This window comes from Ruegeria sp. CH10 (assembly GCF_056537125.1).
Genome location: NZ_JBQFQY010000002.1, coordinates 732,025 through 758,074, shown reverse-complemented (window position 1 = coordinate 758,074; position 26,050 = coordinate 732,025). Strand labels below are relative to the sequence as shown.

General features: G+C 61.7%; 26 protein-coding genes. 12 read left to right on the top strand and 14 right to left on the bottom strand.

Features of this window, described 5'->3' with window-relative positions; translation table 11 throughout:
• Positions 1 to 115 precede the first annotated feature (115 nt).
• Positions 116 to 826: a phosphonate metabolism transcriptional regulator PhnF gene (gene phnF, locus ACRZ94_RS10105; protein WP_480797253.1), complete on the bottom strand. Its 711-nt coding sequence runs from the start codon at positions 824 to 826 to the stop codon at positions 116 to 118.
• A gap of 103 nt (positions 827 to 929) precedes the next feature.
• On the opposite strand from phnF, the gene phnG reads away from it, so the two are divergent.
• Genes phnG through phnN form a run of 8 tightly spaced genes read left to right on the top strand, consistent with a single transcriptional unit; the run spans position 930 to position 6,202 of the window.
• A complete protein-coding gene (gene phnG / locus ACRZ94_RS10100) occupies positions 930 to 1,388 on the top strand; it encodes a phosphonate C-P lyase system protein PhnG (RefSeq protein ID WP_480652848.1) in 459 nt (152 codons plus the stop codon).
• Positions 1,388 to 1,963, top strand: a complete 576-nt coding sequence (gene phnH / locus ACRZ94_RS10095; protein WP_480797252.1) for a phosphonate C-P lyase system protein PhnH — start codon at positions 1,388 to 1,390, stop codon at positions 1,961 to 1,963. Before phnG ends, phnH begins: the two co-directional genes overlap by 1 nt.
• A gap of 3 nt (positions 1,964 to 1,966) precedes the next feature.
• Positions 1,967 to 3,058: a carbon-phosphorus lyase complex subunit gene (locus ACRZ94_RS10090; protein WP_480797251.1), complete on the top strand. Its 1,092-nt coding sequence runs from the start codon at positions 1,967 to 1,969 to the stop codon at positions 3,056 to 3,058.
• Positions 3,055 to 3,327, top strand: coding sequence for a hypothetical protein (locus tag ACRZ94_RS10085; RefSeq protein ID WP_480797250.1), 273 nt, complete (start codon positions 3,055 to 3,057; stop codon positions 3,325 to 3,327). Before ACRZ94_RS10090 ends, ACRZ94_RS10085 begins: the two co-directional genes overlap by 4 nt.
• On the top strand, positions 3,320 to 4,180 hold the full coding sequence (locus ACRZ94_RS10080) for an alpha-D-ribose 1-methylphosphonate 5-phosphate C-P-lyase PhnJ (RefSeq protein ID WP_480797249.1): 861 nt from the start codon (positions 3,320 to 3,322) through the stop codon (positions 4,178 to 4,180). Before ACRZ94_RS10085 ends, ACRZ94_RS10080 begins: the two co-directional genes overlap by 8 nt.
• Positions 4,177 to 4,947, top strand: a complete 771-nt coding sequence (gene phnK, locus ACRZ94_RS10075; protein ID WP_480797248.1) for a phosphonate C-P lyase system protein PhnK — start codon at positions 4,177 to 4,179, stop codon at positions 4,945 to 4,947. Before ACRZ94_RS10080 ends, phnK begins: the two co-directional genes overlap by 4 nt.
• A 26-nt stretch (positions 4,948 to 4,973) precedes the next feature.
• Entirely contained in the window at positions 4,974 to 5,657 is a 684-nt protein-coding gene (phnL, locus tag ACRZ94_RS10070) for a phosphonate C-P lyase system protein PhnL (RefSeq protein ID WP_480797247.1), read from the top strand.
• Positions 5,654 to 6,202 carry a phosphonate metabolism protein/1,5-bisphosphokinase (PRPP-forming) PhnN gene (phnN, locus tag ACRZ94_RS10065; RefSeq protein ID WP_480797246.1) on the top strand — a complete coding sequence of 183 codons (549 nt, stop codon included), beginning with the start codon at positions 5,654 to 5,656 and terminating at the stop codon, positions 6,200 to 6,202. The genes phnL and phnN overlap by 4 nt, the downstream gene beginning before the upstream one ends.
• Here the strand turns inward: phnN and ACRZ94_RS10060 are convergent.
• Positions 6,184 to 6,867, bottom strand: a complete 684-nt coding sequence (locus ACRZ94_RS10060) for a DUF1045 domain-containing protein (protein WP_480797245.1) — start codon at positions 6,865 to 6,867, stop codon at positions 6,184 to 6,186. The genes phnN and ACRZ94_RS10060 overlap by 19 nt on opposite strands.
• Before the next feature lie 52 nt (positions 6,868 to 6,919).
• On the opposite strand from ACRZ94_RS10060, the gene ACRZ94_RS10055 reads away from it, so the two are divergent.
• Entirely contained in the window at positions 6,920 to 8,059 is a 1,140-nt protein-coding gene (locus ACRZ94_RS10055; RefSeq protein WP_480652830.1) for an alpha-D-ribose 1-methylphosphonate 5-triphosphate diphosphatase, read from the top strand.
• Between the two features lie 23 nt (positions 8,060 to 8,082).
• Here ACRZ94_RS10055 and ACRZ94_RS10050 read toward each other — a convergent pair whose 3' ends face one another.
• Genes ACRZ94_RS10050 through ACRZ94_RS10020 form a run of 7 tightly spaced genes read right to left on the bottom strand, consistent with a single transcriptional unit; the run spans position 8,083 to position 14,577 of the window.
• Complete coding sequence (locus ACRZ94_RS10050) at positions 8,083 to 8,559, bottom strand: class I SAM-dependent methyltransferase (protein ID WP_480652828.1); 477 nt, start codon at positions 8,557 to 8,559, stop codon at positions 8,083 to 8,085.
• Positions 8,556 to 9,329, bottom strand: a complete 774-nt coding sequence (locus ACRZ94_RS10045) for a polysaccharide deacetylase family protein (protein ID WP_480652826.1) — start codon at positions 9,327 to 9,329, stop codon at positions 8,556 to 8,558. Before ACRZ94_RS10045 ends, ACRZ94_RS10050 begins: the two co-directional genes overlap by 4 nt.
• Positions 9,326 to 10,465: a glycosyltransferase family protein gene (locus ACRZ94_RS10040; protein ID WP_480652824.1), complete on the bottom strand. Its 1,140-nt coding sequence runs from the start codon at positions 10,463 to 10,465 to the stop codon at positions 9,326 to 9,328. Before ACRZ94_RS10040 ends, ACRZ94_RS10045 begins: the two co-directional genes overlap by 4 nt.
• Positions 10,462 to 11,046, bottom strand: a complete 585-nt coding sequence (locus tag ACRZ94_RS10035; protein WP_480652823.1) for a histidine phosphatase family protein — start codon at positions 11,044 to 11,046, stop codon at positions 10,462 to 10,464. The genes ACRZ94_RS10040 and ACRZ94_RS10035 overlap by 4 nt, the downstream gene beginning before the upstream one ends.
• Positions 11,043 to 12,119, bottom strand: coding sequence for a glycosyltransferase family 4 protein (locus tag ACRZ94_RS10030; RefSeq protein ID WP_480797244.1), 1,077 nt, complete (start codon positions 12,117 to 12,119; stop codon positions 11,043 to 11,045). The genes ACRZ94_RS10035 and ACRZ94_RS10030 overlap by 4 nt, the downstream gene beginning before the upstream one ends.
• The gene (locus ACRZ94_RS10025) at positions 12,119 to 13,366 is read right to left on the bottom strand and encodes a glycosyltransferase family 4 protein (RefSeq protein ID WP_480797243.1); all 1,248 of its coding nucleotides are present in this window, start codon (positions 13,364 to 13,366) and stop codon (positions 12,119 to 12,121) included. Before ACRZ94_RS10025 ends, ACRZ94_RS10030 begins: the two co-directional genes overlap by 1 nt.
• The gene (locus ACRZ94_RS10020; RefSeq protein WP_480652818.1) at positions 13,363 to 14,577 is read right to left on the bottom strand and encodes a glycosyltransferase family protein; all 1,215 of its coding nucleotides are present in this window, start codon (positions 14,575 to 14,577) and stop codon (positions 13,363 to 13,365) included. The genes ACRZ94_RS10025 and ACRZ94_RS10020 overlap by 4 nt, the downstream gene beginning before the upstream one ends.
• 363 nt (positions 14,578 to 14,940) lie before the next feature.
• On the opposite strand from ACRZ94_RS10020, the gene ACRZ94_RS10015 reads away from it, so the two are divergent.
• Positions 14,941 to 17,313 (top strand): mechanosensitive ion channel domain-containing protein, encoded by a 2,373-nt coding sequence (locus tag ACRZ94_RS10015; RefSeq protein WP_480652816.1) that lies wholly within the window; start codon positions 14,941 to 14,943, stop codon positions 17,311 to 17,313.
• 88 nt (positions 17,314 to 17,401) lie between these two features.
• Here ACRZ94_RS10015 and ACRZ94_RS10010 read toward each other — a convergent pair whose 3' ends face one another.
• The 5 genes from ACRZ94_RS10010 to ACRZ94_RS09990 are packed head-to-tail and all read right to left on the bottom strand — an operon-like array spanning position 17,402 to position 24,623.
• Positions 17,402 to 18,757: a CoA transferase gene (locus ACRZ94_RS10010; RefSeq protein ID WP_480797242.1), complete on the bottom strand. Its 1,356-nt coding sequence runs from the start codon at positions 18,755 to 18,757 to the stop codon at positions 17,402 to 17,404.
• Entirely contained in the window at positions 18,754 to 19,908 is a 1,155-nt protein-coding gene (locus ACRZ94_RS10005) for an ABC transporter permease (RefSeq protein ID WP_480797241.1), read from the bottom strand. Before ACRZ94_RS10005 ends, ACRZ94_RS10010 begins: the two co-directional genes overlap by 4 nt.
• Positions 19,905 to 20,933 carry an ABC transporter permease gene (locus tag ACRZ94_RS10000; protein ID WP_480797240.1) on the bottom strand — a complete coding sequence of 343 codons (1,029 nt, stop codon included), beginning with the start codon at positions 20,931 to 20,933 and terminating at the stop codon, positions 19,905 to 19,907. The genes ACRZ94_RS10005 and ACRZ94_RS10000 overlap by 4 nt, the downstream gene beginning before the upstream one ends.
• A 14-nt stretch (positions 20,934 to 20,947) precedes the next feature.
• On the bottom strand, positions 20,948 to 22,858 hold the full coding sequence (locus ACRZ94_RS09995; protein ID WP_480797239.1) for an ABC transporter substrate-binding protein: 1,911 nt from the start codon (positions 22,856 to 22,858) through the stop codon (positions 20,948 to 20,950).
• Positions 22,851 to 24,623, bottom strand: coding sequence for an ABC transporter ATP-binding protein (locus tag ACRZ94_RS09990; protein ID WP_480652805.1), 1,773 nt, complete (start codon positions 24,621 to 24,623; stop codon positions 22,851 to 22,853). The genes ACRZ94_RS09995 and ACRZ94_RS09990 overlap by 8 nt, the downstream gene beginning before the upstream one ends.
• Positions 24,624 to 24,855: 232 nt before the next feature.
• Here ACRZ94_RS09990 and ACRZ94_RS09985 point away from each other — a divergent pair, with 232 nt between their 5' ends.
• Positions 24,856 to 25,353 carry a class I SAM-dependent methyltransferase gene (locus tag ACRZ94_RS09985; RefSeq protein WP_480652803.1) on the top strand — a complete coding sequence of 166 codons (498 nt, stop codon included), beginning with the start codon at positions 24,856 to 24,858 and terminating at the stop codon, positions 25,351 to 25,353.
• A gap of 9 nt (positions 25,354 to 25,362) precedes the next feature.
• Positions 25,363 to 25,992, top strand: coding sequence for a glutathione S-transferase family protein (locus ACRZ94_RS09980; protein WP_480652801.1), 630 nt, complete (start codon positions 25,363 to 25,365; stop codon positions 25,990 to 25,992).
• Positions 25,993 to 26,050 lie beyond the last annotated feature (58 nt).

Below are 26,050 nucleotides of genomic sequence, written 5' to 3'. Positions count from 1 at the left end.
GCTTCGCCGATCCCCCTTGGCGGCTTTGGGCCCGGCGCCGCGCAAAGCGCGGCGCTACGCCCAACGGGATGAACCCTCCGTAAGGAGGGTGAAGACGGGCGGGAGACCTACGCGGTTAATCGTCGTGCAGCGTCAGGGTGACGCGTTCCCCGGCAAAAGCCGTTCGCCCGTATTCAACAGGGACGCCGGACAGATCAGCGTTTACACCGGCTGAAAACAGAATCGGTGCGCCCTCGGGAAGGCGCAGGTGCAGGGCCTGCGTCGCCGTTGCGGCGCGTGCGGTCAGGCGGGTCGATACCCGTGTATAGTCTCCGACGCCGCATCGCTGCAGCGCTTTGGTCACCGATTGGGTGTCTTGCACAGATTCCAGGATGTTGGGCAGCCGGTCTGCCGGGAAAATGCTCTGGAACAGGGCGATGGGCTGGCCGTCAGCCAAAGACAGCCCGTCATAGATGTGCACTTCGTCGCCGGGGTTGAGCAGCAGGGCCTCAGCCTCAGTCTCATCCGCGACGCGGGTTGTCAGGGACAGAATCTGTTTGCCCGGTATCTTGCCGCTGGCCGAGATGCTCTTGTGGTACCTGACCCGTTTGCCAATCGGGTAGTCGGTGGGCCGCGCGGCGACAAACACGCCCGCGCCGCGCCGGGCATGTACCAGCCCCTGTTCGGCCATATCCGCCAGCGCCCGCCGTACCGTATGCCGGTTCACCCCATGCTGCGCGGCCAGTTGCGCCTCGGTCGGCAGGCGGTCTCCGGTGTTATAGCGCCCTTCGGCAATGTCCGATGTCAGGTTCAGCGCGATGCTTTTCCAAATGGGTGTTTTGCTCATGTCATCAAAATTTCACACGATCCCGGATTGCGGGACTCAGTGGAGGGTCGTATTATTTGTCTAGTTGTATAGTTCACGTAGACAACCCGGCCAAGAGGTTTCGATGGCGGATCAGCAAAATAATACTCATGCCGCGCGCAAGGCATGGATGGGCCTGTTGGCCCGTGCCCCGGAAGAGGCGTTGATGGACCTGTGGGGCGATGTCAAAGCTCAGCCCGGCTTTGACTGGCTGCGCGCCCCGGAAACTGGTGGCGTGATGGTACGCGGCCGCGCAGGTGCCACCGGCGCGCCGTTCAATCTGGGTGAGATGACCGTCACGCGCTGTTCGGTGGTTCTGAAGGACGGGACGGTTGGGCACGGCTATGTGCAGGGCCGGTCCAAGCGCAAGGCTGAGGCGGCGGCGCTGATTGATGCGATGATGCAGACCGAGGCCGCCAATGAATTGCGCGCGCAGGTCATCACACCGCTGCATCAACAGATGAACGCCGCACAGTCAGAACGCGCCGCAAAGGCCGCAGCCACCAAGGTTGAGTTCTTCACGCTGGTACGGGGAGAGGACTAGTGTCCACGCAAACACAATTCTCAGGCGGGTTCAGCGATGCGCCGATTGATGCCGCCCACGCATTTCGCGACGCAATGACCGTTATGGCGCGGCCGGGCAACATCCGCACGATCAGCGGCAGCCAGGCTCCGGCTCCTTTGTCGGTGGCGGCTGGCACGTTGCTGCTGACGCTGTGTGACCCGGATACGAAACTGCATCTGGCGGGTGAGCTGGATACAGACGCGGTGCGTCAATGGCTGACCTTCCACACGGGTGCGCCCCTTACAGATGCGGCGCAGGCGGATTTTGCCGTCGGCACTTGGCAGGCGCTTGGACCGCTGGCGCAGTACCGGGTCGGGACGCCGGAATACCCCGACCGGTCTGCCACATTGATCGTCGAATGTGACACCTTGCAGCCATCCGGTGCCGAACTGTCCGGGCCGGGTATCAAAGAGGTCGCGCATCTGTCGCTGCCGGACATCCCGGCGCTGCAGGCCAATGCGGCGCTGTACCCGCTGGGCTGCGATTTCTTTTTCACCTGCGGCGACAGGGTTGCGGCCTTGCCACGCAGTACGCAGATCAGGGCAGAGGGTTAAGCGATGTATGTAGCTGTCAAAGGTGGTGAAAAGGCCATCGACAACGCCCACGCCTGGCTGGCCGAAGAACGCCGGGGCCCGACCGATGTCGCCGAGCTGAGCATCGCGCAAATCCGCGAACAGCTGGCTTTGGCCGTGAACCGGGTCATGGCCGAAGGGTCGCTCTATGATCCCGATCTTGCCGCGCTGGCGATCAAACAGGCGCGCGGCGATCTGATCGAGGCGATCTTTCTGATCCGCGCCTATCGCACGACCTTGCCCCGGTTCGGCTATTCCAACCCGGTTGAAACCTGCGACATGACCTGCGACCGCCGCGTCTCGGCCACGTTCAAGGATGCGCCGGGCGGGCAGGTGTTGGGGCCGACCTTCGACTACACGCACCGTCTGCTGGATTTCAAACTGGCGGCTGAGGGCGAGGTTGCGCCCGCGCCCGAGGCCACACCGCGCCGTGAGCCGACCCCGCATATTGCGGAGTTCCTTAAGGGCGAGGGGATCATTCAGGACGAAACCCCCAGCGATGATACGCCGGGCGACCTGACCCGCGAACCGATGGAGTTCCCTTCGAACCGGCCCCTGCGCCTGCAATCGCTGACCCGCGGAGATGAGGGGTTTGTGCTGGGCATGGCCTATTCCACCCAGCGCGGCTATGCCCGCAACCACGCTTTTGTCGGCGAGTTGCGGATCGGCAAGGTCGCGGTCGAGATGGATATCCCAGAACTGGGCTTTGCCATCGATATTGGAGAGGTGGAGTTGACCGAATGTGAGACGGTCAACCAATTCAAAGGGTCAAGGACCGAGCCGCCCCAATTCACGCGCGGCTATGGTCTGGTTTTTGGCCAGAACGAACGCAAAGCAATCTCGGTTGCCTTGGTGGACCGCGCATTGCGCTGGGCGGAACTGGGCGAAGATAATGTGGGTGCGCCGGCACAGGACGAGGAGTTTGTCCTCAGCCATGCCGACAACATTCAGGCGACCGGGTTTCTGGAACACATCAAACTGCCCCACTACGTGGATTTCCAGTCCGAACTGGAACTGGTCCGCAAGCTGCGCCGCGAGGCCGAAGAACGGATCACGCCACAGGAGGCCGCGGAATGATGTCAGCGGGTCGAATGTTCCATTCGGGTGGTCCGGCCTGCGCTGCACCGGACCTGCCGGCGATTGCGCTCGTCGTTGCGCGCGGAACACACGGTATGCTCACCAACCGATTCCCACATGCCGTCCCGATCCCTGCGTTGGGCGCGATGGCGATGTTCGGCATGGCGGATATGTCTGAAAAGATAGGCCAAAATGGCCAAAAAGAGCACGGATATAAACAATACGTCCATAAAAACACCAAAAAACGAAAAGATACATCAAATGAATGACTATAATTTCGCATATTTGGACGAACAAACCAAGAGGATGATCCGCCGGGCCATCCTGAAAGGGCTGGCGGTGCCCGGTTATCAGGTGCCCTTTGCCAGCCGTGAGATGCCGATGCCCTATGGCTGGGGCACGGGGGGCGTGCAGGTCTCGGCCGCGACGCTGACGCCGGATGACACGTTCAAAGTGATCGATCAGGGCGCGGATGATACGACAAATGCGGTCTCGATCCGCAAATTCTTTGAGAACACGGCCGGGGTTGCGACCACCGAGGAAACCGAAAAGGCCACGGTGATCCAGACCCGCCACCGCATTCCCGAGGCAAAGCTGACCGAGGATCAGATTCTGGTCTATCAGGTGCCGATCCCGGAACCCCTACGGTTTCTGGAACCGCGCGAGACCGAGACCCGCAAGATGCACAGCCTTGAGGAATATGGGCTGATGCATGTGAAGCTGTACGAAGACATCAGCCAGCATGGCGCCATTGCGACCTCGTATTCCTATCCGGTGAAAGTGTCGGACCGCTATGTGATGGACCCATCCCCGATCCCGAAATTCGACAACCCCAAGCTTGAGATGGACGCGATCCAACTGTTCGGGGCCGGGCGGGAACAGCGCATCTATGCGGTGCCGCCGCATACCCGTGTGGTCAGCCTGGATTTCGAGGATTACCCGTTTGAGGCGATGAAGGCCGATCATCCCTGCGACCTGTGCGGTGCCGAAGACAGCTATCTGGATGAGGTGATCATGGATGATGCTGGCAACCGGATGTTTGTCTGCTCGGACACCGATTACTGCCGGTCGCGCCGTGCAACAGGGCATGAAGGGCGCTTGGGCAAGGAGGACGCGGCATGACCCCGCTGTTGCAGGTACAAGGTATCGAAAAGCGCTATGGCGCGCGGATCGGGTGTTCGGACGTCAGCTTTGATCTTTTCCCCGGTGAGGTGATGGGCATCGTCGGCGAAAGCGGTTCGGGCAAGTCGACGCTGCTGAACTGTCTGGCGGGGCATCTGGAACCCGATCAGGGCCGCGTGGTATTTGATACCCGCACAGACGGGCCGGTGGATACCGTGACCATGTCCGAGCCCGAGCGCCGCATGCTGGGGCGCACCGACTGGGCCTTTGTCCATCAGCATGCGCGCGACGGGTTGCGCATGTCGGTCAGTGCAGGTGGCAATATCGGTGAGCGTCTGATGGCCGTTGGCGACCGTCATTATGGCGATATTCGCGATAAGGCGATTGACTGGCTGGGCCGGGTTGAGATTGCAGAGGGTCGCGTCGACGACCGTCCGACCGCCTTTTCGGGCGGGATGCAGCAACGCCTTCAGATCGCGCGCAATCTGGTGACGGGTCCCCGTCTGGTGTTCATGGATGAGCCGACCGGCGGGCTGGATGTCTCGGTTCAGGCGCGTCTGCTGGACCTTCTGCGTGGATTGGTGCGCGAAATGGGGCTGAGCGCCATCATCGTCACCCATGATCTGGCCGTGGTGCGGCTGTTGGCGGATCGGCTGATGGTGATGAAGGACGGCCATGTGGTTGAGACGGGCCTGACCGATCAGGTGCTGGACGATCCGCAACACGCCTATACGCAGCTGCTGGTGTCCAGTGTTCTGCAGGTTTGATTCCGTATTTGGGACGAGAAGAAGCGATGATTGAACTCAAGGATGTCAGCAAGAGCTTTACCCTGCACAATCAGGGCGGGGCGGTGATTCCGGTGATGCAGGGGGCCTCGTTACAGGTGGCGCCTGGCGAATGTGTGGCTCTGACCGGCGCGTCGGGGGCGGGCAAGTCGACCCTGATGCGGGTGATCTACGGCAACTACCTTGCGGCCTCGGGGCAGGTGTTGGTGGGCGGTCTGGATGTGGCAAAGGCCGAACCGCGCGAGATTCTGGCCCTGCGCCGCGAGGTGCTGGGCTATGTCAGCCAGTTCCTGCGGGTGGTGCCCCGTGTGCCGACGCTGGAGGTGGTGGCCGAGCCCTTGCTGGCCATAGGCCACGACCGGCAGGCGGCGCTGGACAAGGCGGCGGGGCTGTTGGCGCGGCTGAACATTCCCGAACGGCTCTGGTCGCTGAGCCCGACGACGTTTTCAGGGGGTGAGCAGCAGCGGGTCAATATCGCGCGCGGGTTTGCCCATGATTACCCGGCGATGCTGCTGGATGAACCCACGGCCTCGCTGGACGTTCAGAACCGCGAAACGGTTCTGTCGCTGATCGAAGAGGCCAAGGCGCGCGGCGCGGCAATTGTGGGTATTTTCCATGATGTGGGCGCGCGCGACCGGGTGTGCGACCGCGAGATCAATGTCTCAGATTTCACCCCCGGACTGGCCGCATGACCTTTGCGCCGGTAATAGCGGTGGTTGGTCCCTCGGGTGTTGGCAAGGACAGCGTGATGGAGGCGCTGGAGGCACGCGCGCCGGGTATCAAACGGATGCGCCGGGTGATCACGCGGCCTGAGGGCGAAGAGGGTGAGGATTTCGATCGTGTCTCCGTCGCGGCGTTTCAGCAGATGGTGGACGAAGACGCCTTTGCCCTGCATTGGCCCGCGCATGGGTTGTTCTATGGCATACCCAAGGACATCAACGACCTGCGGCATCAGTCGGATGGGGTTCTGGTGAACTTGTCCCGTTCTGTCCTGTTGCGCGCGCAAGAGGTGTTTGGTGATCTGATCGTGATCTCGCTGACCGCCGATGCCGAGGTTTTGGCACAGCGCCTGTCATCGCGCGCCCGCGAATGCGCGCAGGAACAGGCGCGGCGGCTGGCACGGGCCAGCGCGCCTTTGCCCGACGGTTTGACGCGCGTGGTCGAGATCGACAATTCCGGCCCGCTGGAGGCGACCATCGCCGCCATCCTGCCCCAGCTTCAGCCAGAGAGGGCGTAGCGATGGATCAGGTGAAACCGACCATCCTCGGCCTCGCCCATCAGGGCCAGATCGGTGATGGGAAACGGCGCGGGCAGCAAGGGGGCAAGCTGCGCTTGCAGTGCGTCCTGAACCGTGGCCAGCGTCGGTTTGTCGAGCTTACCGCTGAGCGTGATGTGAAAGCGGAAGGCGTCCATCACGTAGGGATAGCCCCATTGCGCCAGATTGGCCTCATGCGCGGGCGACAGGCCCGCGGCGCGGCGACGGTCCAATTCAGCCTGCGGGGCAGGGGCGCGAAAGCTGTCCAGATCCCGCACGCAGGCGGCAGCCAGCGCGTTCAGCGCGGTCTCGTCCCCAATAGGACGCAAAGCCAGAAACCGGCCAAGGCGGGCAATCTCCAAACCGTCCAGCGTGACCGGGGGCTGCGCTTGCGCCAGCCGCGCGCAGGCATCGGTCAGTGCCTCAAACGACTGCCCGTCCTGCAGACGAAAGGGCGGTTTCATCGTCGCATGCAGCCCGTATTTGCGCGGCACCTGCGTGACGGCGGTCACGTCCACGCCGGGGGTCACAGGATGCGCAACCGTTTCGCCGGTTTCCATGTCCCAACCCAGCCAGCTGGTTGCGAATTTGGTCCATTCGGCCTTGGCCGGTGGCGCAAAATAGATCGCGTATCGCGTGAATGTCACATTGGCCTCCTATGCGTGGCCTACCCAATAGCTCAGAGTGTGTGAAGTTCAGATGACAGAAGAAATGATCCTTGCCAATGCCACACTTGTTCTGCCGGATCAGACCGTTACCGGCAGCCTGCGGATCACCGGCGAAACCATTGCCGAGGTTGCCACGGGGACAGCGGTTCCGGCGGGGGCCATTGATTGCGGCGGAGATTATGTGTGCCCCGGTCTGGTTGAATTGCATACAGACAATCTGGAACGTCACATCCAGCCTCGCCCCAAGGTCGACTGGCCGCATGCGGCGGCGATCCTGGCCCATGATGCGGAACTGGCCAGCACCGGGATTACCACGGTTTTCGACGCGATGCGTATCGGCTCGATCCCGTCTGGCAACCGCTACAAGAAATACGCCCGCGAACTGTCGCGCGAGCTATGGGAGCTGCGCGAACAGGATGCGCTGAAGATCAGCCATTTCCTGCATTTGCGGGCCGAGGTGTGCTCGGAAACGCTGGTGGATGAGTTGGACGAGTTCGGGCCTGAGGATCGCGTCGGGCTGGTCTCGCTGATGGACCACACGCCGGGGCAACGGCAATTTCGCGATATGACCCAGCTTGAGGCCTATATGAAGGGCAAGCACGGCATGAATGACGATGACTTCCTGCAGCATGTCGCCCAGCTTAAGGCGTTGCGGGATAGGTTTGGCGACCACCACGAGGTTGAGACGGTCAAGGCCGCCAAACGTTTTGGCGCAATGCTGGCCAGCCATGATGACACGACGCAGGATCAGGTGGCGGTCTCGGCCGGTCACGGCATCACGCTGGCGGAATTTCCCACCACGGTTGAGGCTGCCCGTGCCTGCCACGATCATGGCATCAAGGTGATGATGGGCGCGCCGAACGTGATCCGGGGTGGGTCGCATTCCGGCAACGTGGCCGCGCAAGAGCTGGCCGATCTGGGCCATCTCGACATTCTGTCTTCGGACTATGTGCCCGCCGCGCTGCTGTTGTCTGCTACGCGGTTGGGCGAGACATGGGGTGACATGGCGCGTGGGTTGCGCACCGTGACGCAGACCCCGGCGCGGGTTGTCGGGCTGGAAGACCGCGGAGAGCTGCGCGAGGGTGCGCGCGCCGACGTCATCCGTTTTCGCATGCGCGAAGGCGCACCTGCACTCAACGGTGTCTGGTCGCGCGGTCGTCGCGTCGCCTGACAGGGCGCGTTAGGTTAGTCTGATCAGGCGCGGTAAAACAGGTATCGGTCCGGCGCGATGGTGTCCGGGCCGCTGATCTGTTCAAACCCCACCAGAGGCTGACCTGAGATCAGCAACCCACCGGGCTGCATCACCTGCGCGATCAGGGGGCTGAGGCGTGCGGCCTCGGCCACATCGTCTTCCTTTATACCACGCCCGAAATCGTAATGCGCAAGGGCGATCTTTGACCCGCCTGAGGCAAGTTTTTCCAGCATCGGTTCCGCCTCACCCTGCAGAAAATCCTCGGCCGGGGGGGTGCTGGACGGGTGGCATTGCAGGACCCGGTCCATCACCCAGATGCGCCGGTCAGGCAAGATCTCTCGCAGGTGGTCATAGGTACGGCCATTGCCCAGGCCCATGTCCAGAACGTCTCCGGCTGCGCCCGAGATCTGACCGGCGGCCCAATTCAGCCCGTCGCGTTGGGCGGTCAGGCGGCGAAGCATGGAATCCAGTCGGCTCATTCAGGGTCTCCGTTTCTTTGGGGCGCGGGCAGGGTCCAGACACTGCCCGGACCGTCAAGCAGTTTGCGTAGTAGTTCTTCGGTAAAGGTCCAGATTGCGGGATCATGGACCAGATGATGAGTCAGAACACCGAAGGGTTCATCATTGTCGGCCCGCCCTTCGCGGCGATCACGCAGCAGGTTTGCGGTCTGCGCAATCAACCTGTCCGCGCTGACCAGCCCACGTGTTCCACGCCAGTCAATCGGGTCCAGATGGGTGTTGATCTGCTCCAGCCCCGGCGCGGGCCTTCGTGTTTTGCGCGGCGTTGCGGTTGAGATCACGCGGTAACCCAACCCGGGTAGCTCCATTGCGACTTCGGGGGCGATCCGGTTCCAGGGCGGAACGAAGATCGGTTGCAAGCGGTCTCCGAACAACTCGCGCAACTGATCGACCCCCGCCTGTGCATCGGTGAGTACGTCCTGCATCGGCCGGTGCAGCCGAAACTCGGATTTCTTTTCGTCGGCCGGGGCGTGATTTTGGTGCGCCCAGCCATGTACAACGGGGATCAGGCCCGTGTGATCACCTAGATAGTCAACCAACCCTGCATCGGCATCGCGGGGAATGATCGCAAGATGAACTGGCAGGTCCAGCGCCTCGGACATTTGCGCCAATGCCTCCAGCTGAGGGGTTTGGGAAACCGCATCATCGTCCCGCCACCACAACGGTAGGGTCAGACCCGCAGCCTGCCAAGCGTCCAACTCCAACTGTAAGAGTGTCCAATCGGAGGTCATGCCCGCTCCCTCAACCCACATGCTATCTCAACCGATCTGGCGGCCCCGTCAAACCCCTTTTCAGCCATCGGGCGCGCGCCATTTTCGATGACGGCAGCAACCGCTTGCGCCAATGCCTCACCGTCCAACCGGGCGCTGGGCAGCACCCCGATACCGGGCAGTTCCGACAGGCTTTTGGCGCGCAGGGTCTGCTCAACCTCATTGCCATCGTCGAATGGCACAAAAACGGCAGGGGCTCCGGTTTGCAGAACGTCCAGCGCTGTGTTGTACCCGCACATACTGACCGAGGCTGCCGCATGGGGCAGCATCTGGCGGAAATCCGGGCGTACTGGTTCCAGCGTTACGGGCGCGGCGCCAATCTCTTGTTGCAACTGCTCAATGCGCGCGGTGGCATCCTGGCCGCCCACCAACAGGCGCCAGCGCCTGTTGGGCATCTTTCGGGCGGCCTCGATGGCTGCGCGAAAGATCGGCTGCCCCACCGAACCACCGCCTGCGCTGACCAGCACTTCGCCATTGCCTGTGCCCTCCGGGTGCGGAGTCGACGCCTCGGGGGCGACAAACCCCGTATAGAACAGCCGCTCTCGCAAGCGGTCGGACACGGGCCAGCTGACCTCCAGCGGAACCATCGACGGGTCGGAATGGACAAGAATGCCGTCATAGAATTGCGATACAATCTGGTCCGCGCGCTCGGCCTTGGATGGCTTGGACGGCGGGGCCAAAATATCTCTGACCGAGCCCAGAATAGCAGGGCGTTGCGCAAGCGTGCCCGCAGCTTCAAGCAGGGCAAGGAATTCCGAGGACAGCACGCGGCGACCAAAAGGGAACAGCTCTGTGACCAGAATATCCGGCGCAAAACCCTGCACGGCCTTGACCAGCGCGGTTTCGCGGGCGGCCAGATAGGCTTCGTCAGCCACGTCTCCGCTTTGCGTCAGCAGCCGGGTGAAATTGGTCCCGTCCGACCGCAGCGGGGGCAGGCCCAGCAGGGTCATCCCCGAACTGTCCAGTTGCGGTGCGGGCATCCCGCCCGAAACGGCAAAAACCTCATGCCCTGCCCGCAGAAAGGCCCGGCCCAAGGTCAATGCCCGGCTCAGATGCCCGGTTCCCAGCAAATGGGTCACAACGATCATCACCTTCATGAGGCGATCTCGGGTCTGATCAGACGGATGGGGTCCGGCAGCGGGGTCATGGTCGACATATCAACGATATAAAGACGGTTGCGCTTGATTTTAAAGGGGGCGGGGCCGTTGAAATCCCAACCCCAGGCCCGCGCCAGTATGACCCGCATGATGCCGATATGGCAGACGGCCACCGTGTCGCCTGACAGGGCGGTCAGCCAGGGTTCCAGTCGCGCCCAGACCTCGGCCGGAGATTCACCGTTGGGGGGGCGGAACTCCCATCCCCAATCCTCGATATGGCGATAGCCGCTTTTGGGATCTGCGATCAGGTCCACGCCGCGCAGACCCTCCCAATCGCCCCAGTTCATCTCGGTCAATGCCTCAGATGTGAGCGGCGCGCGCCCTGCCACCAGTTGCGCCGTTTCACTGGCCCGCAGCAGGGGGCTGGACCAAAGCACGGCCTCGTCCCAAGGCGCGGGCAGGGAGGACGCGGCGAGCTCGGCGCGGGCGTCGGCATCCAAAGGGATGTCGCTGCGCCCCTGAATGCGACCTGCGCGGTTCCAGTCTGTGTGCCCATGCCTCAGCAATGCCAATCGGGTCATCCTGCAACCTCCACCAAAGGGCGCACCGCTTGCCAGAACCGATCCGTCGCGGCGGGCATGAGGTGACGTTGTGCAACATGGGCACGGGCTTTGGCCCCCAGTGCGCGGCGCAGCGCTGGCGCGTCCAACAGTTCGCGCAGGCGCGCGGCCAATCCTTCGGGGCCCGTGGCAACCGAGGGGTAATCGGCGGGGGCCAGCACGTCCCGTACTCCGGGCCTGTCCTGCGCAACGACGGGCACACCGCTGGCCTGCGCCTCAAGGTAAATCATGCCATACGCTTCGTTTACGCCGGGCCAGATCAGGACTGATGCGGTTTCGTATTCCCTTTGCAGCCGCTCGCGGTCGCATTGTCCCAGAAAGCAGACTTTTGTGCCGAAGGGGGCCATCAGTGCTTCGACCTCGCGGCGCGCGGGACCGTCGCCTGCAATGCTCAGCGACCAGTCGCCGGGTAGCAGTGCGAGTGTCTGCGCCAGCAACGTATACGAGGCCAGTTTGTCGCCATGCCGCATCATGCCGACAGTCAGCATCGGCCCCTCGCAGGTCGATGTAGCGGGCAATTCCGACAGGGGCAGAAAGGGTGGCAGCTCAACGAGGGTTTGATCCCCGAACCGCTCCCGCTCCAACGTGATCAGATCGTTGGCGGTGTGGTAAAAGATCACCTGAGCCGCATCGCAGGCGTCATGCGCGGCTTGGGCGAACCCGGCCCACGGGCCGTTCAGGCGGCTGGTCGCGCGGGTGCTTTCCAGTTGAACATAAGGGATGTTCCGGGCGGCGCAGACACGTGGGCCAATCAGGTCCGGCGCTTTGTAATAGTTGTGGTAAGTCACCCAGAGGTCTGTGCCCGCAGGCAACGCGTCGATCACCCGTTGCACCTCGGCATCTGCCGCCAGACGCAATGCGCCCTGCGTTTGGGCATCCCCGTGCTTGTCATAGACCCGCAGGCGCGAGGCGAGGTCCACGGTATCCCCGTGCGCGCCAATCGCCGCGATCAGGTTGCGCGCCATCTCACGGTCACCCGAGGGCACCGGGCTGTCGGGCGCTTTCATCGGCGTGTAAAAAGCGACCCGCGCCATCACTCGGTGTCTGCGCCAAGGGCGCGCAGCCGTTTGGACAAGCGGGCGATTCCGGGGTCCATGCGGAACTCGGCGATCAGGCGGTCATAGGCGGCGCGCGCCATGGCGGCGGTTTGGCCAGGCTCTGCGGCCATGCGGGTAACAGCCATCGCCAATGCGGCCGGGTCATCGTCGGACAGCAGTCCATGCGTTCCGGTTGCAATGAATTCAGGAATGGCCGAAACCGGCGTGGACAGGATCGGCAGCAGCTGCGACGCGGCCTCCATCAAAACATTGGGCAGGCCGTCACGGTCGCCATCCTCGGCGATCCGGCTGGGCAGGACGAACAGATCCGCCCTGCGCATCTCGGCGATCACCTCGGGCTGGTCGCAGGCGCCTTTCCACGTGATCCGATGTGACAGGCCCGCGGCCTCGGCCCGGGCGCGCAGGGCATCCCCCAGCGCGCCGCCGCCGATATGCGTCCAATGCCAGTTCAGCGTGTCGGGCAGCATGGCAAAGGCATCGATCAGGCGGTCAAAGCCCTTTTTCTCAACCAAACGTCCCACGGACAGCATGTGAAACGGCGCGTCCGGCGCGCGCAAGACCCGGTCGGGTGGGGCGGGAAAACGACCAAGGTCCAGCCCGTGATAGATCAGATCGACCCGCGCGGGATCATCGGCCAGACTGCGCAGGTGTTCGGCCCCGATGGCGGTACAGGTCGCCCCAAAAGCAGCGCCATGGGTGTGCGCCTGCAGTTTTTCGGCCTTCTCCCACTCGGGCGAGGTCCAGATGTCCTTGGCATGGGCCGAAAAGCTCCACGGAAGACCGCGCATGATGGCGGCGTAACGGGCAACGGACGACGGTGTGTGCATGAAATGCGCATACATCACGCGTGTCTCGGCAGGCAGTTCAGCGGCCAAAACGCAGGCCTGACCAAAGCGGCGAATGCGGTTATGGGTTGGATCACGCCGCAGGTCAGCACGCCAGACCCGGTAGGCTTCGGCATAGCCGGGCAAGACCTGCGCGGCCCGGCGCGCGGCCCAAACGCGCCCGGGCTCCTGGTACAGGTATTCGGGCAGGTAGTGCACCTGCCCCCGGAACCGGTCATGCAAGGGATGGCGTTTGACATCGGTCGGATGGCGCAAGGACCAGATGTCAAAGCTGTGCCCGGCCTCCTGCAAGGCGACCAGTTCCTGTGCGATGAACGTCTCGGACAGGCGCGGCCACCCTTTGACCAGCACCGCCAGTTTCGGTTGGCGAGTCGTCATCCGGTCGCCCGTTCCTGTTCCCGGCTCAACAGGGTGTCGACGCGGCCGGTCACATAATCCAGCCCGTCCAGCAGACCGCTCTGGATCGCCTGAGACGGGGCCGGTTGCTGCGGCAGGTTCCGGATCGCCTGTATCATGGCCTGCGGTGTCAGCCCGTCGCGCTTTTCGTCCAGCATGCGCACCAGGCCCAGATCCTCGGCGCGCGAGGCGCGGATCCATTGCTCCAGACGCGGTGTGGTGCGCGGCACGATCACGGCGCGTTTGTCAAAGGACAGAACCTCGCAAAAGGTGTTGTAACCGCCCATGCAGACAACGCCGGCGGCCCCGGCAAACAGCGTTTCGATCTGCGATTCAAAGCCAACGGCAGTCACCCGACCGTTCAGAGCGGCCACGCGGGCCTCAAACTCATCACGCAGCTCGCCAGACAGGAAAGGACCATAGACCAGCACCGCACGCGGCGACAGGGTCGGGTCCTGCTCATAGGCTGACAGGACAAGGTTCACCATCGCTTTGCCATCCCCACCACCACCGGGGGTGATCAGGATATAGGGCTGTTCGGGGGGCTCTCCGACCGGACCAAGATCGCGGCGCAGGTAGCCTGTCCAGTGAATGCGGGATTGTGTGGCCGGTTTCAGAGGCAGGCCCAGCGTCGGGTCATAGATAGACCGCAGACCATAGACCCAGATTTCGTCATAAAAGGTCTCAGCCGCAGTCAGCGCGTCTTTACGGTCCCATTCCGCGGCCAGAACCTCGGGCTCGTCCAGCACGTCGCGCAGGCCAAGCACCAGTTTGGTGCGCTGTGAATGGCGAAGGATTTCCAGGGTGGGCAGCAACTCACCCCGGAACCCGGTGGGTTCTTTGTCCACGATCAGCATATCGGGGTCGAATTGCTGCACAGCGGTCTGGATCAGCCCCGAGCGCAGCTCGGTCACTTCGTCGATCCCCATGCCGATCGTCCGGGCCGCATATGAGCCGTCGGCGCGTTTGGTCACGCCCGGCAGTCGCACGTGATCCACCCGACGCGGAAAGGTGAACCGACCCGCAACCGGAGACCCGGTCAGGATCAGGGCCGATGCGTCCGCATTGGCTTGCGTGATGGCTGCGGCCAGCGCGCGCGAGCGGCGAAGATGACCCAATCCGAATGTGTCATGACTGTAGAACAGGATGCGCGGCGCCCGGCCGTTGGTCGTATTGTTTATTCCTAGGCTCATGCCTTCGCCTGCCGTCTTTCTCGGTGCAAATCCGCGCGTTTACATCCGTTACCGTATATTCTTTGCCGCCGCTTGCCAAAGGAGGTGACGGGAATGTGCAATTTCGGCAAGCATTGCGAAATGGCAACATCTCGGTCAGCGGGCGTGAAAACACCCCAAAACCCAAACCTAAGGTCGCCAATTCGCCCGGCGCACGGGCTTGGTCATATTCAGTTTTTCCCGGCTTGCAAACACCGTTGTCGCCCCCGGTGCAGCAGGAACACGAATTGATACCAATTTAAGGACGCGAAAGGCGGAATATTTGAATAAGCACAGGCGCTTTTGTAACCTGTGGCGCAACATGTGATTTGGATAGACCACCCGATGCAACTTAGACGACTGGCCGCAATTGCCCTGATGATCTGGGCATTCACTGCGGCGTTCATCCCTGCGGCGATAGCTCAGACGCCCCTGATCCCTGGTTATAACGCGGGCTCATCCACCGAAGCCGACACCAGCGATCCCAGCGATCTGGCGGCGGCGATCCGGGCGGCGACAGAAGCAGGCGCAAGCGTCATTGTCATCGACAGCGCCGGTCAGATCGTGTCCTCGGGGGATGAAACCACTGCCGCCGCTGCTGAGGCGGCCGATCCGATGGCCGAGGGGTCGCAACTGATGAAGGCGCAGGAAAGGTTTTCAACCTTTCGGGCCTCTTTGGAATCGCGCCTTCAGGCTCTGCCGTATTCCGTGTTCGAAGTGCAGTACATCCTGCGTCAGACCAGCCCCGATGGCCGTATTCAAACCTATGTCGAGGTGTTGTTCTGGAACGTTCTGTTCCTGCTGCTGGGGCGCTGGCTGTCGACCGAGATTTACGGCAAGCGCATAGCCAAACGATTTGTGGTCGCGCGGTCCAAGGAAGACCCGCAAGGCTACAGGGAAAAGATGCCGTTTCTGGTGTTCCGCTTCTTTATGGGGATCGGCGGCACCATCTTTGCGATGCTGATGGCGCTGATCGTCGGGTTTTTGTTCTTTGGCGAAGCCGGAAACCTGTCGGTCCAATTCACGGTGACGGCGATTTTTACCGCCTTTTTCCTGTCGCGCACCGTGTCTGATTTGTGGCGCATGGTCCTGTCGCCGTATCTGAGCCAGTACCGGTTGCCGCCCTTCTCGGACCGGGATGCAAAGCGGCTGTATATCTGGGCCTCAGCGCTGGCGACCTATGATATCTCGGTCGTGCTGTTCGCGACCTGGGTGGCGGATTTCGGGCTGAACTATAATGTCTATGCGCTGGTCTACGGCGGGCTGACCATGTTCGGTGCGCTGGGCAACGTGCTGATGATCCTGTTCAATGCGCGCGCGATTTCCAACGCTATTCGCGGCGGACGGGCGCCCGATCAGGTGTCGTGGATTTTGCGGTTTATCTCTTTTGCCTGGGCGCCGGTCCTGATCGTCTACATGGTCTTCAGCTGGTTCAAACTGGCAGTTGATCTGGTGCTTGAGAACGAAAACTCCCTGCCGATTGTGGCCAGCAGCTATGCGATCTTCATGTCGGTTGTCGTGGCCTATGGGGCGATGAATTATCTGCTGGAGCGGTATTTTGACCGCAACCGGCAGATCGAGGAGATGAATGCCGACGAGGACGCAGACGAGCCGAGTGACGAGACCCCCGAAACCGTTGAGGCCGAAAGGCGCAGGCATAGCATTGTCACCTATGAGGACCTTGCCCGACGTGTGGCCGGTATCCTGGCGTTTGTCGTTGGTATTTACGCTCTGGTGGTGATCTGGAACCCCGATGCCAGCTGGAGCGAGGATTTGCCGATCGAGCGGTTCCTCGATGTGATGGTCATCATGTTCATTGGCTATATCCTGTTTCATTTCTTTCGCATCTGGATCGACTCGAAAATCGCCGAAGAAGTCGATGACGGTACCGACGCAGAGCTGGGCGATGAGGGCGGTGAAGGCGGGCAAAGCCGTTTGGCCACCTTGTTGCCCTTGTTCCGTGGGGCAATTCTGGCGGTTGTTGTCGTGACCATTGTGCTGATCGCGCTGATGGAGCTGGGCATCAATGTCAGCCCGCTGTTTGCGGGCGCGGGTGTGGTGGGTCTGGCCGTTGGGTTCGGTTCGCAAACACTGGTGCGGGATATCTTTTCGGGCGCCTTCTTCCTGTTGGACGATGCGTTCCGCAAGGGGGAATATATCGACATTGGCGATGTGAAGGGGACGGTTGAGAAAATCTCGGTCCGGTCTTTCCAACTACGCCACCATCTGGGGGCGCTGAACACCATCCCGTTTGGAGAGATCAAGGTTCTGACCAATTATTCCCGCGATTGGGTGATCATGAAACTGCCCCTGCGCGTGACCTATGACACCGATGTCGAGAAGGTGCGCAAGCTGATCAAGAAGCTGGGTCAGCAATTGCTGAGCGATCCGGTGATTGGCGACAACTTTATCCAGCCGCTGAAGTCGCAGGGTGTGATCGAGATGCAGGATTCCGCGATGATCATCCGGGTCAAGTTCATGACCAAGCCGGGGGATCAGTGGCTGGTGCGCAAGAAAGTGTATCAGGAAATCCGTGAGTTGTTCGCGCGCGAGGGCATAAAGTTTGCTCACCGTGAGGTCACCGTGCGGCTGGCCGAGGGCAAAGACCCCGAAGACCTGACTCCGAAAGAGCGTGAGGCCGTGACCGGCGCGGTTCAGGCGGCGATTGACGAGGATTACCTTGATGACATTGGCCCCGGCGGCGGGGATGACCGGTAGGGGCGGCTCCCGCCCTTTTGGGCTGCGTTTCTGACGAAACGCCACCCAAAGCGTTGGGCCGGGCCGCGCGTTCCGCGCGGCGGGTGCATCACGCGGACAGGGAGGGCCAGATTGGTTGGGACGTGCCCAGTTTCGCAGCCGGTATGGGCCAGGACATCTGCGCATCCCCCACGGTCAGGGCCGGTTTCAGGCGATGGCCCGGACCCCAGCCGGAAGCCTCGGACTGTTGGTTGTAGTCAGCGGGTGCTGCACCGGTGATCTCATCGCTATCACCCGACTTGGCCAGTGCTGCCAACAGCTCGGCCGTGCGGGCCAGTGAAAGCTGCGCGAGCATGATGGCATTGCCCGAGGCGGCCTCGGCCATGGCAGACAGGACAGCAGCGGCCATCAGGTAACCCGTGGCGTGATCCAGCGCCTGAACGGGCAGAGGTGTCGGCCTTTCCGCCTTGGCCCAGTTTCGGCCCGCATCCGCGATCCCCGCGCTCATCTGGACAAGGCTGTCAAAGCCGCGGCGTGTTGACCAAGGGCCTTGCCAGCCATAGGCGTTCAGGGTGACCTCGACCCGGTTGGGGGCCAGCTCATCCCGTTTGGCTTTGGTCAGCCCAAGCGCATCCAGCGCGCCGGGGCGGTAGCCATGAACGAACACATCCGCCTGCGCCAGCAGCTCTTGCAGCTTTGTCAGGCCAGTGGGCGATTTCAGGTCCAGATAGGCGCAGTGTTTGCCCAGAGAAATGTCGGGGATTACACCGGGCTCGTCCCATCCGGGCGGATCGATGCGCAGGACCTCGGCCCCAAACCCCGCCAGCGTGCGGGTGGAAACCGGCCCGGCCAGAACCCGCGTCAGGTCCAGAACCCGCAGCCCGGCCAAGGGGCGGCGGGCCGTGGCCCCGGGGCGGTCGCGCAAGGTGATCTGCCGTGGGCTGTGCCACCCGATCAGCGGATCGCGCGAGACCGAGCGCCCCTGGGGATGGTCCAGCCATTCCGTGCGGCTGCGCATGGCGGCCGCAACGCCGCCCTCGGCCACTATTGCGGTTTCAAGCTCGGCGATCGACCAATCCTTGAGCGCCTGAGAGACAGCATCGCGATCACCACGCGTACCCAGAACCTTGAGGGCGGCGGCTTTGTGGCGGGGCAGGTTCGTGTGCAGCCTGATCCACCCGTCCGAGGCCTGGTAATCGCCCGCTATGGCATCCCACAGGCTGGGCATATCCCACCCGTCCGGCTTGAATGAGAACCCGTACCACAGCGAGGCCAACCTGTGATCCACCGTTGGTTCGGGCATGTTTGGCGCAAGGTTCAGGGCGACCATCAGTCGGGCCAGCTCCTGACCGACCGCTGCGAAACTGGCGGTTGCCAGCTCGGACACGGCAAAGGCGCTGGGCAGGGCACCCTTTCCGGTCGACACATAACTGTCCGAGGCGGGAAGGGCAGAGATCAGGCTCATTGCTGATAGGGGTCCAGGCTGTCGCGCAGACCGTCACCGAGGAAGTTGAACGCCAGAACCACGACGATGATCGGCAGCATCGGGATGGCCGTCCACGGGTAGATCTCGATCGAGGCCAGGTTCTGCGCGTCATTCAGCATCACGCCCCAGCTGACCGCCGGCGCCCGCAAGCCAAGGCCCAGGAAAGACAGCGCCGTTTCCCCAAGGATCATGGCCGGGATCGACAATGTGGCCGAGGCGATCAGGTGTGACATGAAGTTCGGCAACAGGTGCTTGCGGATCACCCGGCCCGAGCTTGCACCCATCATTTCCGCCGCGCGTACATATTCCTCTTCGCGCAGCGACAGGAATTTGGCGCGCACGGATCGGGCAAGGCCCGGCCAATCAAGTATCCCGAGGATGATCGAGATGATGAAGAACACCGCCACCGGGCTCCAGTTCGAGGGCACCGCGGCGGACAGGGCCAGCCACAGGGGCAGTTCCGGCAGGGATCGCAGAACTTCGATTACGCGGTTGATGACCCAGTCGATCTTGCCGCCGAAATAGCCCGCCATGGATCCGAACAGGATGCCCAGAACGAAAGACACGGTGATGCCGATCAGACCCACGGTCAGCGAAAGCTGCGCACCATAGAGGATGCGGCTGAAGATGTCGCGGCCCAGACGGTCCGAGCCCCACAGGAACAACGTGGCCCCTTCGGGCGCGCAGAACAGATGCGTGTTCGAGCGGATCAGCCCGGCCAGCTTGTATTCCGCCCCTTCGCAGAAAAACTCGATCGGGCGCGGATCGCTTGTGTCGGTCACCGCTTTCCACTGGAATGTCTCAAGATCTGCTTCGATTGTCGTTGGGTAGACAAAAGGACCAAAGAACTGCCCTTCGTGAAACCAGTTAACGCCTTGGGGCGGGGCGTAGAGATGCGCGTCGTTACGCTCATTCGCGCCATAGGGGGCGATGAACCCGGCAAAAGGCAGCATCAGGTAGCAAAGCAGCAGAAAGATGCCCGAGATCAGGCCCAGCTTGTGTGTCTTGAACTTGCGCCAGACCAGCACCCAATTGGGCGCGTCCAGATCAGCGCGCTCAAGCTGTTGCAAGGTGGCGTCGGCGTCAAAGGGGGCGTCGTCCACATAGCGACCGTCGGGATGCTTGCTCATGCCTCACGCCCCTCGTACCGGATACGCGGGTCCAGCATGACCAGCAGGATGTCGGAAATCATGGTGCCGATCAGGGTCAACAATGCCACGAACATCAGGATGAAGGCCGACAGGAACTGATCCTGCGTCTTCAGCGCCGTCAGCAGGGTAGGACCAATAGTCTGGAGGCCCAGCACGACCGAGACCAGAACCGACCCGGAAACCATCGAGGGCAGCAGGTTGCCGATATCGGCCACGAACGGGTTGAAGGCCACGCGCAGCGGGTATTTCGTCAGCATCCGCGAAGGGGCCATGCCCTTGGCAACGGCGGTTTCCACATAGGGTTTGCCCAGCTCATCCAGCATATTGGCCCGCAAGCGCTGCATCATCGCCGACGCCCCTGATGTGCCGATCACAAAGGTTGGAACAATCAGGTGGATGAGGATCGATTTCACCTTTTCCCAACTCATCGGCTGGCCCTCGAAAGAGGGGTCCATCAACCCGCCGATGGGCAGGTTGAAATATTGGTGGCCATAGTAGAACAGGATCAGCGCCAGCAAAAAGTTCGGTGTCGCCAGCCCCAGATAGCCCACAAAGGCTGAGGTATAGTCGATCCATGTCCGCGACCGTGCGGCGGCAATCACCCCAAGCGGCAGGGCGACCGCATAGACAAACAGGATGGCCGCCAGATTGACCACCACGGTCAACCAGAGCGTATCCCCCACTATGTCCGCGACGGGGCGGTCAAACTCAAAAGACCAGCCGTAATTGCCCTGAATCAACCCCTCGAACCCATGGGGACCGGGCCAAAATCCCATCCAGATCAGATATTGCTCCCACATGGGACGATCCAGGGCGTATTCGGTGCGCAGAAACTCGGCCTTGGCCACACCTGCGGATTGGCCCGAGGCCTGAAGCTCGGCGATTTGGTTGCTGAGATAGTCGCCCGGCGGCAGGTTGATGATCACGAAGATCAGAACCGACACCACCAGCAGCGTCAGCAGCATCGTGAAAAAGCGATAGACTGCATAGCGCAGCATGACCATTTAGCTGCTCCTGATCAGTCGGCGAAAAAGAATTCGTCCGGCCGGTGGATGCCGAAATGGGCTCCTGGCTCCCACGCCCACATGGCCTGTTCGGGCACGTTCCGCAGGCGGTTCGACACCACAATCGGTTGCGGCGCACCGTTCAGGATACCAATCGCATAGAGCTGATCTGCGTGGATGTTCAGCATCTCGGCCCAGACGGCCTCACGCTCTTCATCCGTGGTGGCGATCTCCCAATCATGGGCCAGTTGCATCAGGCGTTCAGCTTCGGGCATGTCGGGGGCTTCGCCGACATCTCCGCCGGTCTGGTAATACTGGCCCCATTTCGGCCAGGCCAGAAACACCTGATCGGTCGGTGCCAGATAAGCCGGAGAGGTATGGGCCTGCGGAATGCCGTCATCCCAGCCAAACCAGACCGACGCCATGGTGTTGCCTGCAAAGACACGGTTACGCAGGATATCGCGGTCCAACGGACGCATCACCAGATCGACACCAATCTCGCGCCATGTGTCGGTGACGATTTGCAGCGCGTTTTCAACCTCTTGCCGCTCGCCGGCGGTTTCAATGACCAGCTCCATCGGGCGTCCGTCGGGCAGCAGGCGGATGCCATATTTGTCGCGGTTGTTCAGGCCGGCCTCGTCCAGAAGCGCGTTGGCTGCTTCGATGTCAAACTGCGCCCAGGCCTGCGCGTTTTTCTCGTCATAAAAAGGCGAAGCGGGCAGAACCGACATGGCACCGGGTTGGGCCAGTTTGAAATACAGGGCCTGATTGATGGTGTTTCGGTCAATGGCCATCGACAGGGCGCGACGCACGCGGACATCGCGCAGAACCTCGCGCCAGCCGTCATCGGCAAAGTTCAGGTTCGGATAGATCGCAATCTGCGAGGCCACGCCGGTTTTCCACAGCAGGGTTTTGTAGTTCCCGCCCGCCTCGCCTTTTTTCAGGATCGAGGCATCGCGGAACGCCAGACCACGCCCCTGCAGATCGGTTTCGCCCGCATTCGTCTTGGCGGCAACCAGACCGGGGGCCACGATCTCCATCTCGACCACATCGATATAGGGCAATTGCACGCCCTTGCTGTCGATACGGTGGAAATAGGGATTGCGTACAAAATTGTGCCGGATTTTCTTGCCCGAGCTGGCGTTCAGCCATGGCTGCAGCGTGGGCAATTCGTGGTTGTCGAACTTGTACAGATTGTCCAGCTTGTTGTGCAGCGCCGCCCAGCTTTTGACGCGGGTGTCTTCGACCAGAAAGGCCAGTTCTTCCGCTTCGGCATAATCCTCGTGGTACTGTTTCAGAAACTCAGCCGGGCGATAGATGAAAGGGGGGCGCGCCTGTGCCAGCGATTGCAGAAAATCGGGGTTGGGGTCCGCCCATTCAAAAACAACGGTTGTTTCGTCCGGAAAGCTGACGGTGGGCGTCTTGCCCTCGACAATCAGAAAGTCCGGCGGGCCCGAGGGGCTGAGAAGTTCGTTATTGGCAACATCCTCCCACCAATAGCGGAAATCCTCGGATGTGAAGGGCGAACCGTCCGACCATTTATGACCTTCGCGCAGATTCAGGGTGAATTTGCGGTTATCCTCATTCTCAAAGGATTCCAGCAGATCAGGGACGATTTCGTAGTTTTCGTTGAACCCGACCAGGCGCGCATAGCCGTAGACCACCATCTGACGGATGTCCTTATTGCGCGTGATCATCGTGCGTAGCGTGCCGCCCTGTTTTCCGAACTCACGCCCTTTGGCAGCCATGTCAACCACCAGCGGTTCATCCGGCAGGCGGTCCTCAACGGCGGGCAGATTGCCTGCGGCCACTTCGCTGGCCCAGAACGCGCTTTCTTGCGGTGTCGGTGTATCGGCCGTGGCGGGCCCCATCCATGCGATGGCCATCGTGGCGGCCAGTAACAGGGGGCGAGTGGTCTTAAACATGGCATCTTACCTTGTGTCCGGGCTCCATCTCTACCAGTGAAGGTATCACGGAGTCGGTAAATCGGAAGGCGTCTTCCCAACTGTCTGGCGAACCAGCGCCCAACGCAACCAATTTCAGGTCGATGGGCCGGTTTATGTCCGGTTCAGGCTGAGCAGCAATAAGCGCCTTGGTGTAGGGGTGACTGGGATTGTAGAAAAGCGTCTCGGGCGGGGCCTGTTCAACGATCAGACCCCGACGCATCACGGCAACCTCATCGGCGATGCGTGCCACAACCGCCAGATCGTGCGAGATGAAAAAGTAGGACAGGTTCAGGCTGTCCTGCAGGTTTTCCAGCAATGTCAGTATTTGTTCCTGCACTGACACATCCAGCGCCGAGGTCGGCTCATCGCAGACGATCAGTTGCGGGTCCAGCATCATGGCGCGGGCAATGGACAGGCGCTGACGCTGGCCGCCGGAAAAGGCGTGCGGATAGCGTTTCAGCATGTCGGCGTTCAACCCGACCCGTTGCAGCATCTCGGCGGCTTTGTCCCGTTGTTCGGAGGTGGTGCCGATCCTGTGAATTTCCAGCGGTTCGGTCATCGCATCCTGAATGCGCATGCGCGGGCTGAGTGAGCTGTAGGGGTCCTGAAACACCATTTGCGCCTTGCGCTGAAACGCGGTGCGCTGGGCGCGGGTCATCTTGTGGACCGTGATCGGGTCTTGGGTGTCTGAGCTGCGGAACAGTACCTCTCCGCCGGGGTCGGGCGGCTCGGCGCCAAGTGCGATCCGGGCGGCGGTGGTTTTGCCCGATCCGCTTTCCCCCACAATCGCGAGTGTCTTGCCGCGCGCAAGGTTCAGATCGACACCGCGGCAGGCGTGGATCAGGCGTTCCCCCTGCCACCCCTTGCTGGAGCGCATGGTATAGGTCTTGGACACGCTCTTCATCTGCAGGATCAGGTCTTCGTCCGGCATGGGCAGCCCAACGGCGTCCTTGTCGGGGATCGCGGGGGCGGCGTCGAACAATTGCTGCGTATAGGGATGCGCGGGGGCGGTCAGGATGGGGGCGGCGGCCCCGGCCTCCATCACGCGGCCCTTGTGCATGACGACAACCTGTTCGGCCATATTGGCCACAACGCCCAGATCATGGGTCACAAGGATCAGTGCCATGCCGGTTTCGCGCTGCAATTCTTTGATCAGCCCCAGAACCTGCGCCTGCGTTGTCACATCCAGCGCTGTGGTCGGCTCATCCGCGATCAAAAGCTCGGGCTTGGCGACCATCGCCATCGCGATCATGGCCCGCTGGCGCATGCCGCCGGACAGTTCGAACGGATAGGAATCATAGGCGCGCTGAGGGTCGGGAAACCCAACGCGCTCAAACTGCGTCAGCACCTCTTTGCGGGCCTGCGCTTCGGACGCGCCGCGATGCAGCCACAGAACTTCGGACACCTGATTGCCGATCTTATGCAGGGGCGACAGGGACCGCATCGGTTCCTGAAAGATCATCGAAATGCGATTGCCCCGAATCCCGCGCATCTGCTTTTCGCTGATCTGCGTCAGGTCGTCCTTGCCCTTGGAATCATTCAGAATAATTGTACCGCTGCGAATCTGCGCTGTCCGAGGCAAAATCCGAAGAGCCGCCCGGCACGAGATCGTTTTGCCCGATCCGGACTCACCCACCAGCGCCAGCGTCTGACCAGCCTCGACGTCAAAGCTGACACCTTTGACAACGGGCTCACCCGTCCCGAATCCGATACTCAGATCGCGGACAGACAACAACGCAGTCATGCGGGTATTCCACCCGTTAGGCCGTAGCTCGGCATCGGCTTGATCAACTCCCCGTGTTTTTTTGCGCAGTTTCGCGCGGTTGGCCCCGACTAGTCAAACACGTTCTTGGGCAGAAATGTCGCGGTTTTGTGAAACCGACGCCAATTTGCCTACACAAAGTCTTGAGGATTTGCCATCAAAAGCCGTGTCGGCCCCATCTGAATACCGACAACTATCAAGGAGAGATTTCCCAGTGTCCGACGAACAAAGCCGACTGGATCTATTCATCGACCGTATGGTGTCGCAGCGTGCCTGTCTGGATTTTGCCATCGCTGAAACCCGCGGCATGACCGGGCCGGTGTTCGAATTGGGCCTGGGCAACGGGCGTACATATCACCACATGGTCCAATATGTTAAAAACCGCCCTGTTTACGTGTTTGAGCGCGCGGTTGCATCGCATCCGGATTCGACCCCGCCCGAGGATCGGGTCATTTTGGGCGATGTGCGCGAAACGCTGCCTGCGTCTCTGGATCGGTTCGGGGCAACCGCCAGTTTGATTCATGCCGATCTTGGCGGGCATAACCGGGAAAAGAACGATGCCTTTGCCCGTTTTGTGTCGCCCTTGATCGAACCGCTGCTGGCCGAAGGCGGGCTGATGGTGTCCAGCGACCGGATGTATTTCGACGGGCTGACTGAACTGCCTCTGCCGCCCGGCGCGGTCGACGGGCGGTGTTTCATCTATCGCAGGTAAGAGGACGCCATGCTGTTCTACGATTGCTCAACCGCCCCCAACCCGCGCCGCGCCCGCATGTTCATCGCGGAAAAAGGGCTGACGATCGAAACGCGCGAGATCTCAATCGCCAAGGGCGAACAAATGAGCGAGGCGTTCAGAGCCGTCAATCCAAATGCAACCCTGCCGGTTTTGGTCACCGAAGATGGTACAATTCTGACCGAGAACCTCGGGGTCGCCGCCTATCTTGAGGCGCAATTTCCCGAACCGCCGCTGATGGGGCGCAGCCCGGACGAGAAAGGTCTGGTTCTGATGTGGAACAGCATCATCGAACAACAGGGCGGCGTGCCAATTGCCGAGACGTTGCGCAACACCCATCCCGCCTTTGCCAACCGCGCGATTCCCGGGGCCGGGAATCACGCTCAGATCCCCGAACTGGCGCAAAGGGGGGCGGCGCGTGTGGGTCAATTCTTTGACCTGCTCGAAGCGCGGCTATCGGAAAGCGCCTTTATCGCGGGGCCCGAGTTTACTTTGGCCGACATCACGGGGTTTGTCTTTGTCGATTTTGCCCGCGTGATCAAACGGCGGATTCCGCAGGAAAATCCAACCACTTTGGCGTGGTTTGAAAAGATCGCCACCCGGCCCAGCGCTCAGCTTTAAAGACAGGCAAAAGCGGTGACCAAGCCGTGTGATCGGAACTGTACAGAAATGTCTAGAC

Coding starts and splice junctions, on each gene's coding strand:
- ACRZ94_RS09990 (WP_480652805.1), bottom strand. CDS start 24,623: ATGACTGCGTTGTTGTCTGTCCGCGATCTGAGTATCGGATTCGGGACG.
- ACRZ94_RS10005 (WP_480797241.1), bottom strand. CDS start 19,908: ATGAGCAAGCATCCCGACGGTCGCTATGTGGACGACGCCCCCTTTGAC.
- ACRZ94_RS10000 (WP_480797240.1), bottom strand. CDS start 20,933: ATGGTCATGCTGCGCTATGCAGTCTATCGCTTTTTCACGATGCTGCTG.
- ACRZ94_RS10050 (WP_480652828.1), bottom strand. CDS start 8,559: ATGAGCCGACTGGATTCCATGCTTCGCCGCCTGACCGCCCAACGCGAC.
- ACRZ94_RS10025 (WP_480797243.1), bottom strand. CDS start 13,366: ATGACGACTCGCCAACCGAAACTGGCGGTGCTGGTCAAAGGGTGGCCG.
- ACRZ94_RS09995 (WP_480797239.1), bottom strand. CDS start 22,858: ATGTTTAAGACCACTCGCCCCCTGTTACTGGCCGCCACGATGGCCATC.
- phnN (WP_480797246.1), top strand. CDS start 5,654: ATGACCTTTGCGCCGGTAATAGCGGTGGTTGGTCCCTCGGGTGTTGGC.
- ACRZ94_RS10090 (WP_480797251.1), top strand. CDS start 1,967: ATGTATGTAGCTGTCAAAGGTGGTGAAAAGGCCATCGACAACGCCCAC.
- ACRZ94_RS10085 (WP_480797250.1), top strand. CDS start 3,055: ATGATGTCAGCGGGTCGAATGTTCCATTCGGGTGGTCCGGCCTGCGCT.
- ACRZ94_RS10030 (WP_480797244.1), bottom strand. CDS start 12,119: ATGGCGCGGGTCGCTTTTTACACGCCGATGAAAGCGCCCGACAGCCCG.
- ACRZ94_RS10040 (WP_480652824.1), bottom strand. CDS start 10,465: ATGAAGGTGATGATCGTTGTGACCCATTTGCTGGGAACCGGGCATCTG.
- phnF (WP_480797253.1), bottom strand. CDS start 826: ATGAGCAAAACACCCATTTGGAAAAGCATCGCGCTGAACCTGACATCG.
- phnK (WP_480797248.1), top strand. CDS start 4,177: ATGACCCCGCTGTTGCAGGTACAAGGTATCGAAAAGCGCTATGGCGCG.
- ACRZ94_RS10080 (WP_480797249.1), top strand. CDS start 3,320: ATGAATGACTATAATTTCGCATATTTGGACGAACAAACCAAGAGGATG.
- ACRZ94_RS09980 (WP_480652801.1), top strand. CDS start 25,363: ATGCTGTTCTACGATTGCTCAACCGCCCCCAACCCGCGCCGCGCCCGC.
- ACRZ94_RS10035 (WP_480652823.1), bottom strand. CDS start 11,046: ATGACCCGATTGGCATTGCTGAGGCATGGGCACACAGACTGGAACCGC.
- ACRZ94_RS10020 (WP_480652818.1), bottom strand. CDS start 14,577: ATGAGCCTAGGAATAAACAATACGACCAACGGCCGGGCGCCGCGCATC.
- phnG (WP_480652848.1), top strand. CDS start 930: ATGGCGGATCAGCAAAATAATACTCATGCCGCGCGCAAGGCATGGATG.
- ACRZ94_RS10055 (WP_480652830.1), top strand. CDS start 6,920: ATGACAGAAGAAATGATCCTTGCCAATGCCACACTTGTTCTGCCGGAT.
- phnL (WP_480797247.1), top strand. CDS start 4,974: ATGATTGAACTCAAGGATGTCAGCAAGAGCTTTACCCTGCACAATCAG.
- ACRZ94_RS10010 (WP_480797242.1), bottom strand. CDS start 18,757: ATGAGCCTGATCTCTGCCCTTCCCGCCTCGGACAGTTATGTGTCGACC.
- ACRZ94_RS10045 (WP_480652826.1), bottom strand. CDS start 9,329: ATGACCTCCGATTGGACACTCTTACAGTTGGAGTTGGACGCTTGGCAG.
- ACRZ94_RS10015 (WP_480652816.1), top strand. CDS start 14,941: ATGCAACTTAGACGACTGGCCGCAATTGCCCTGATGATCTGGGCATTC.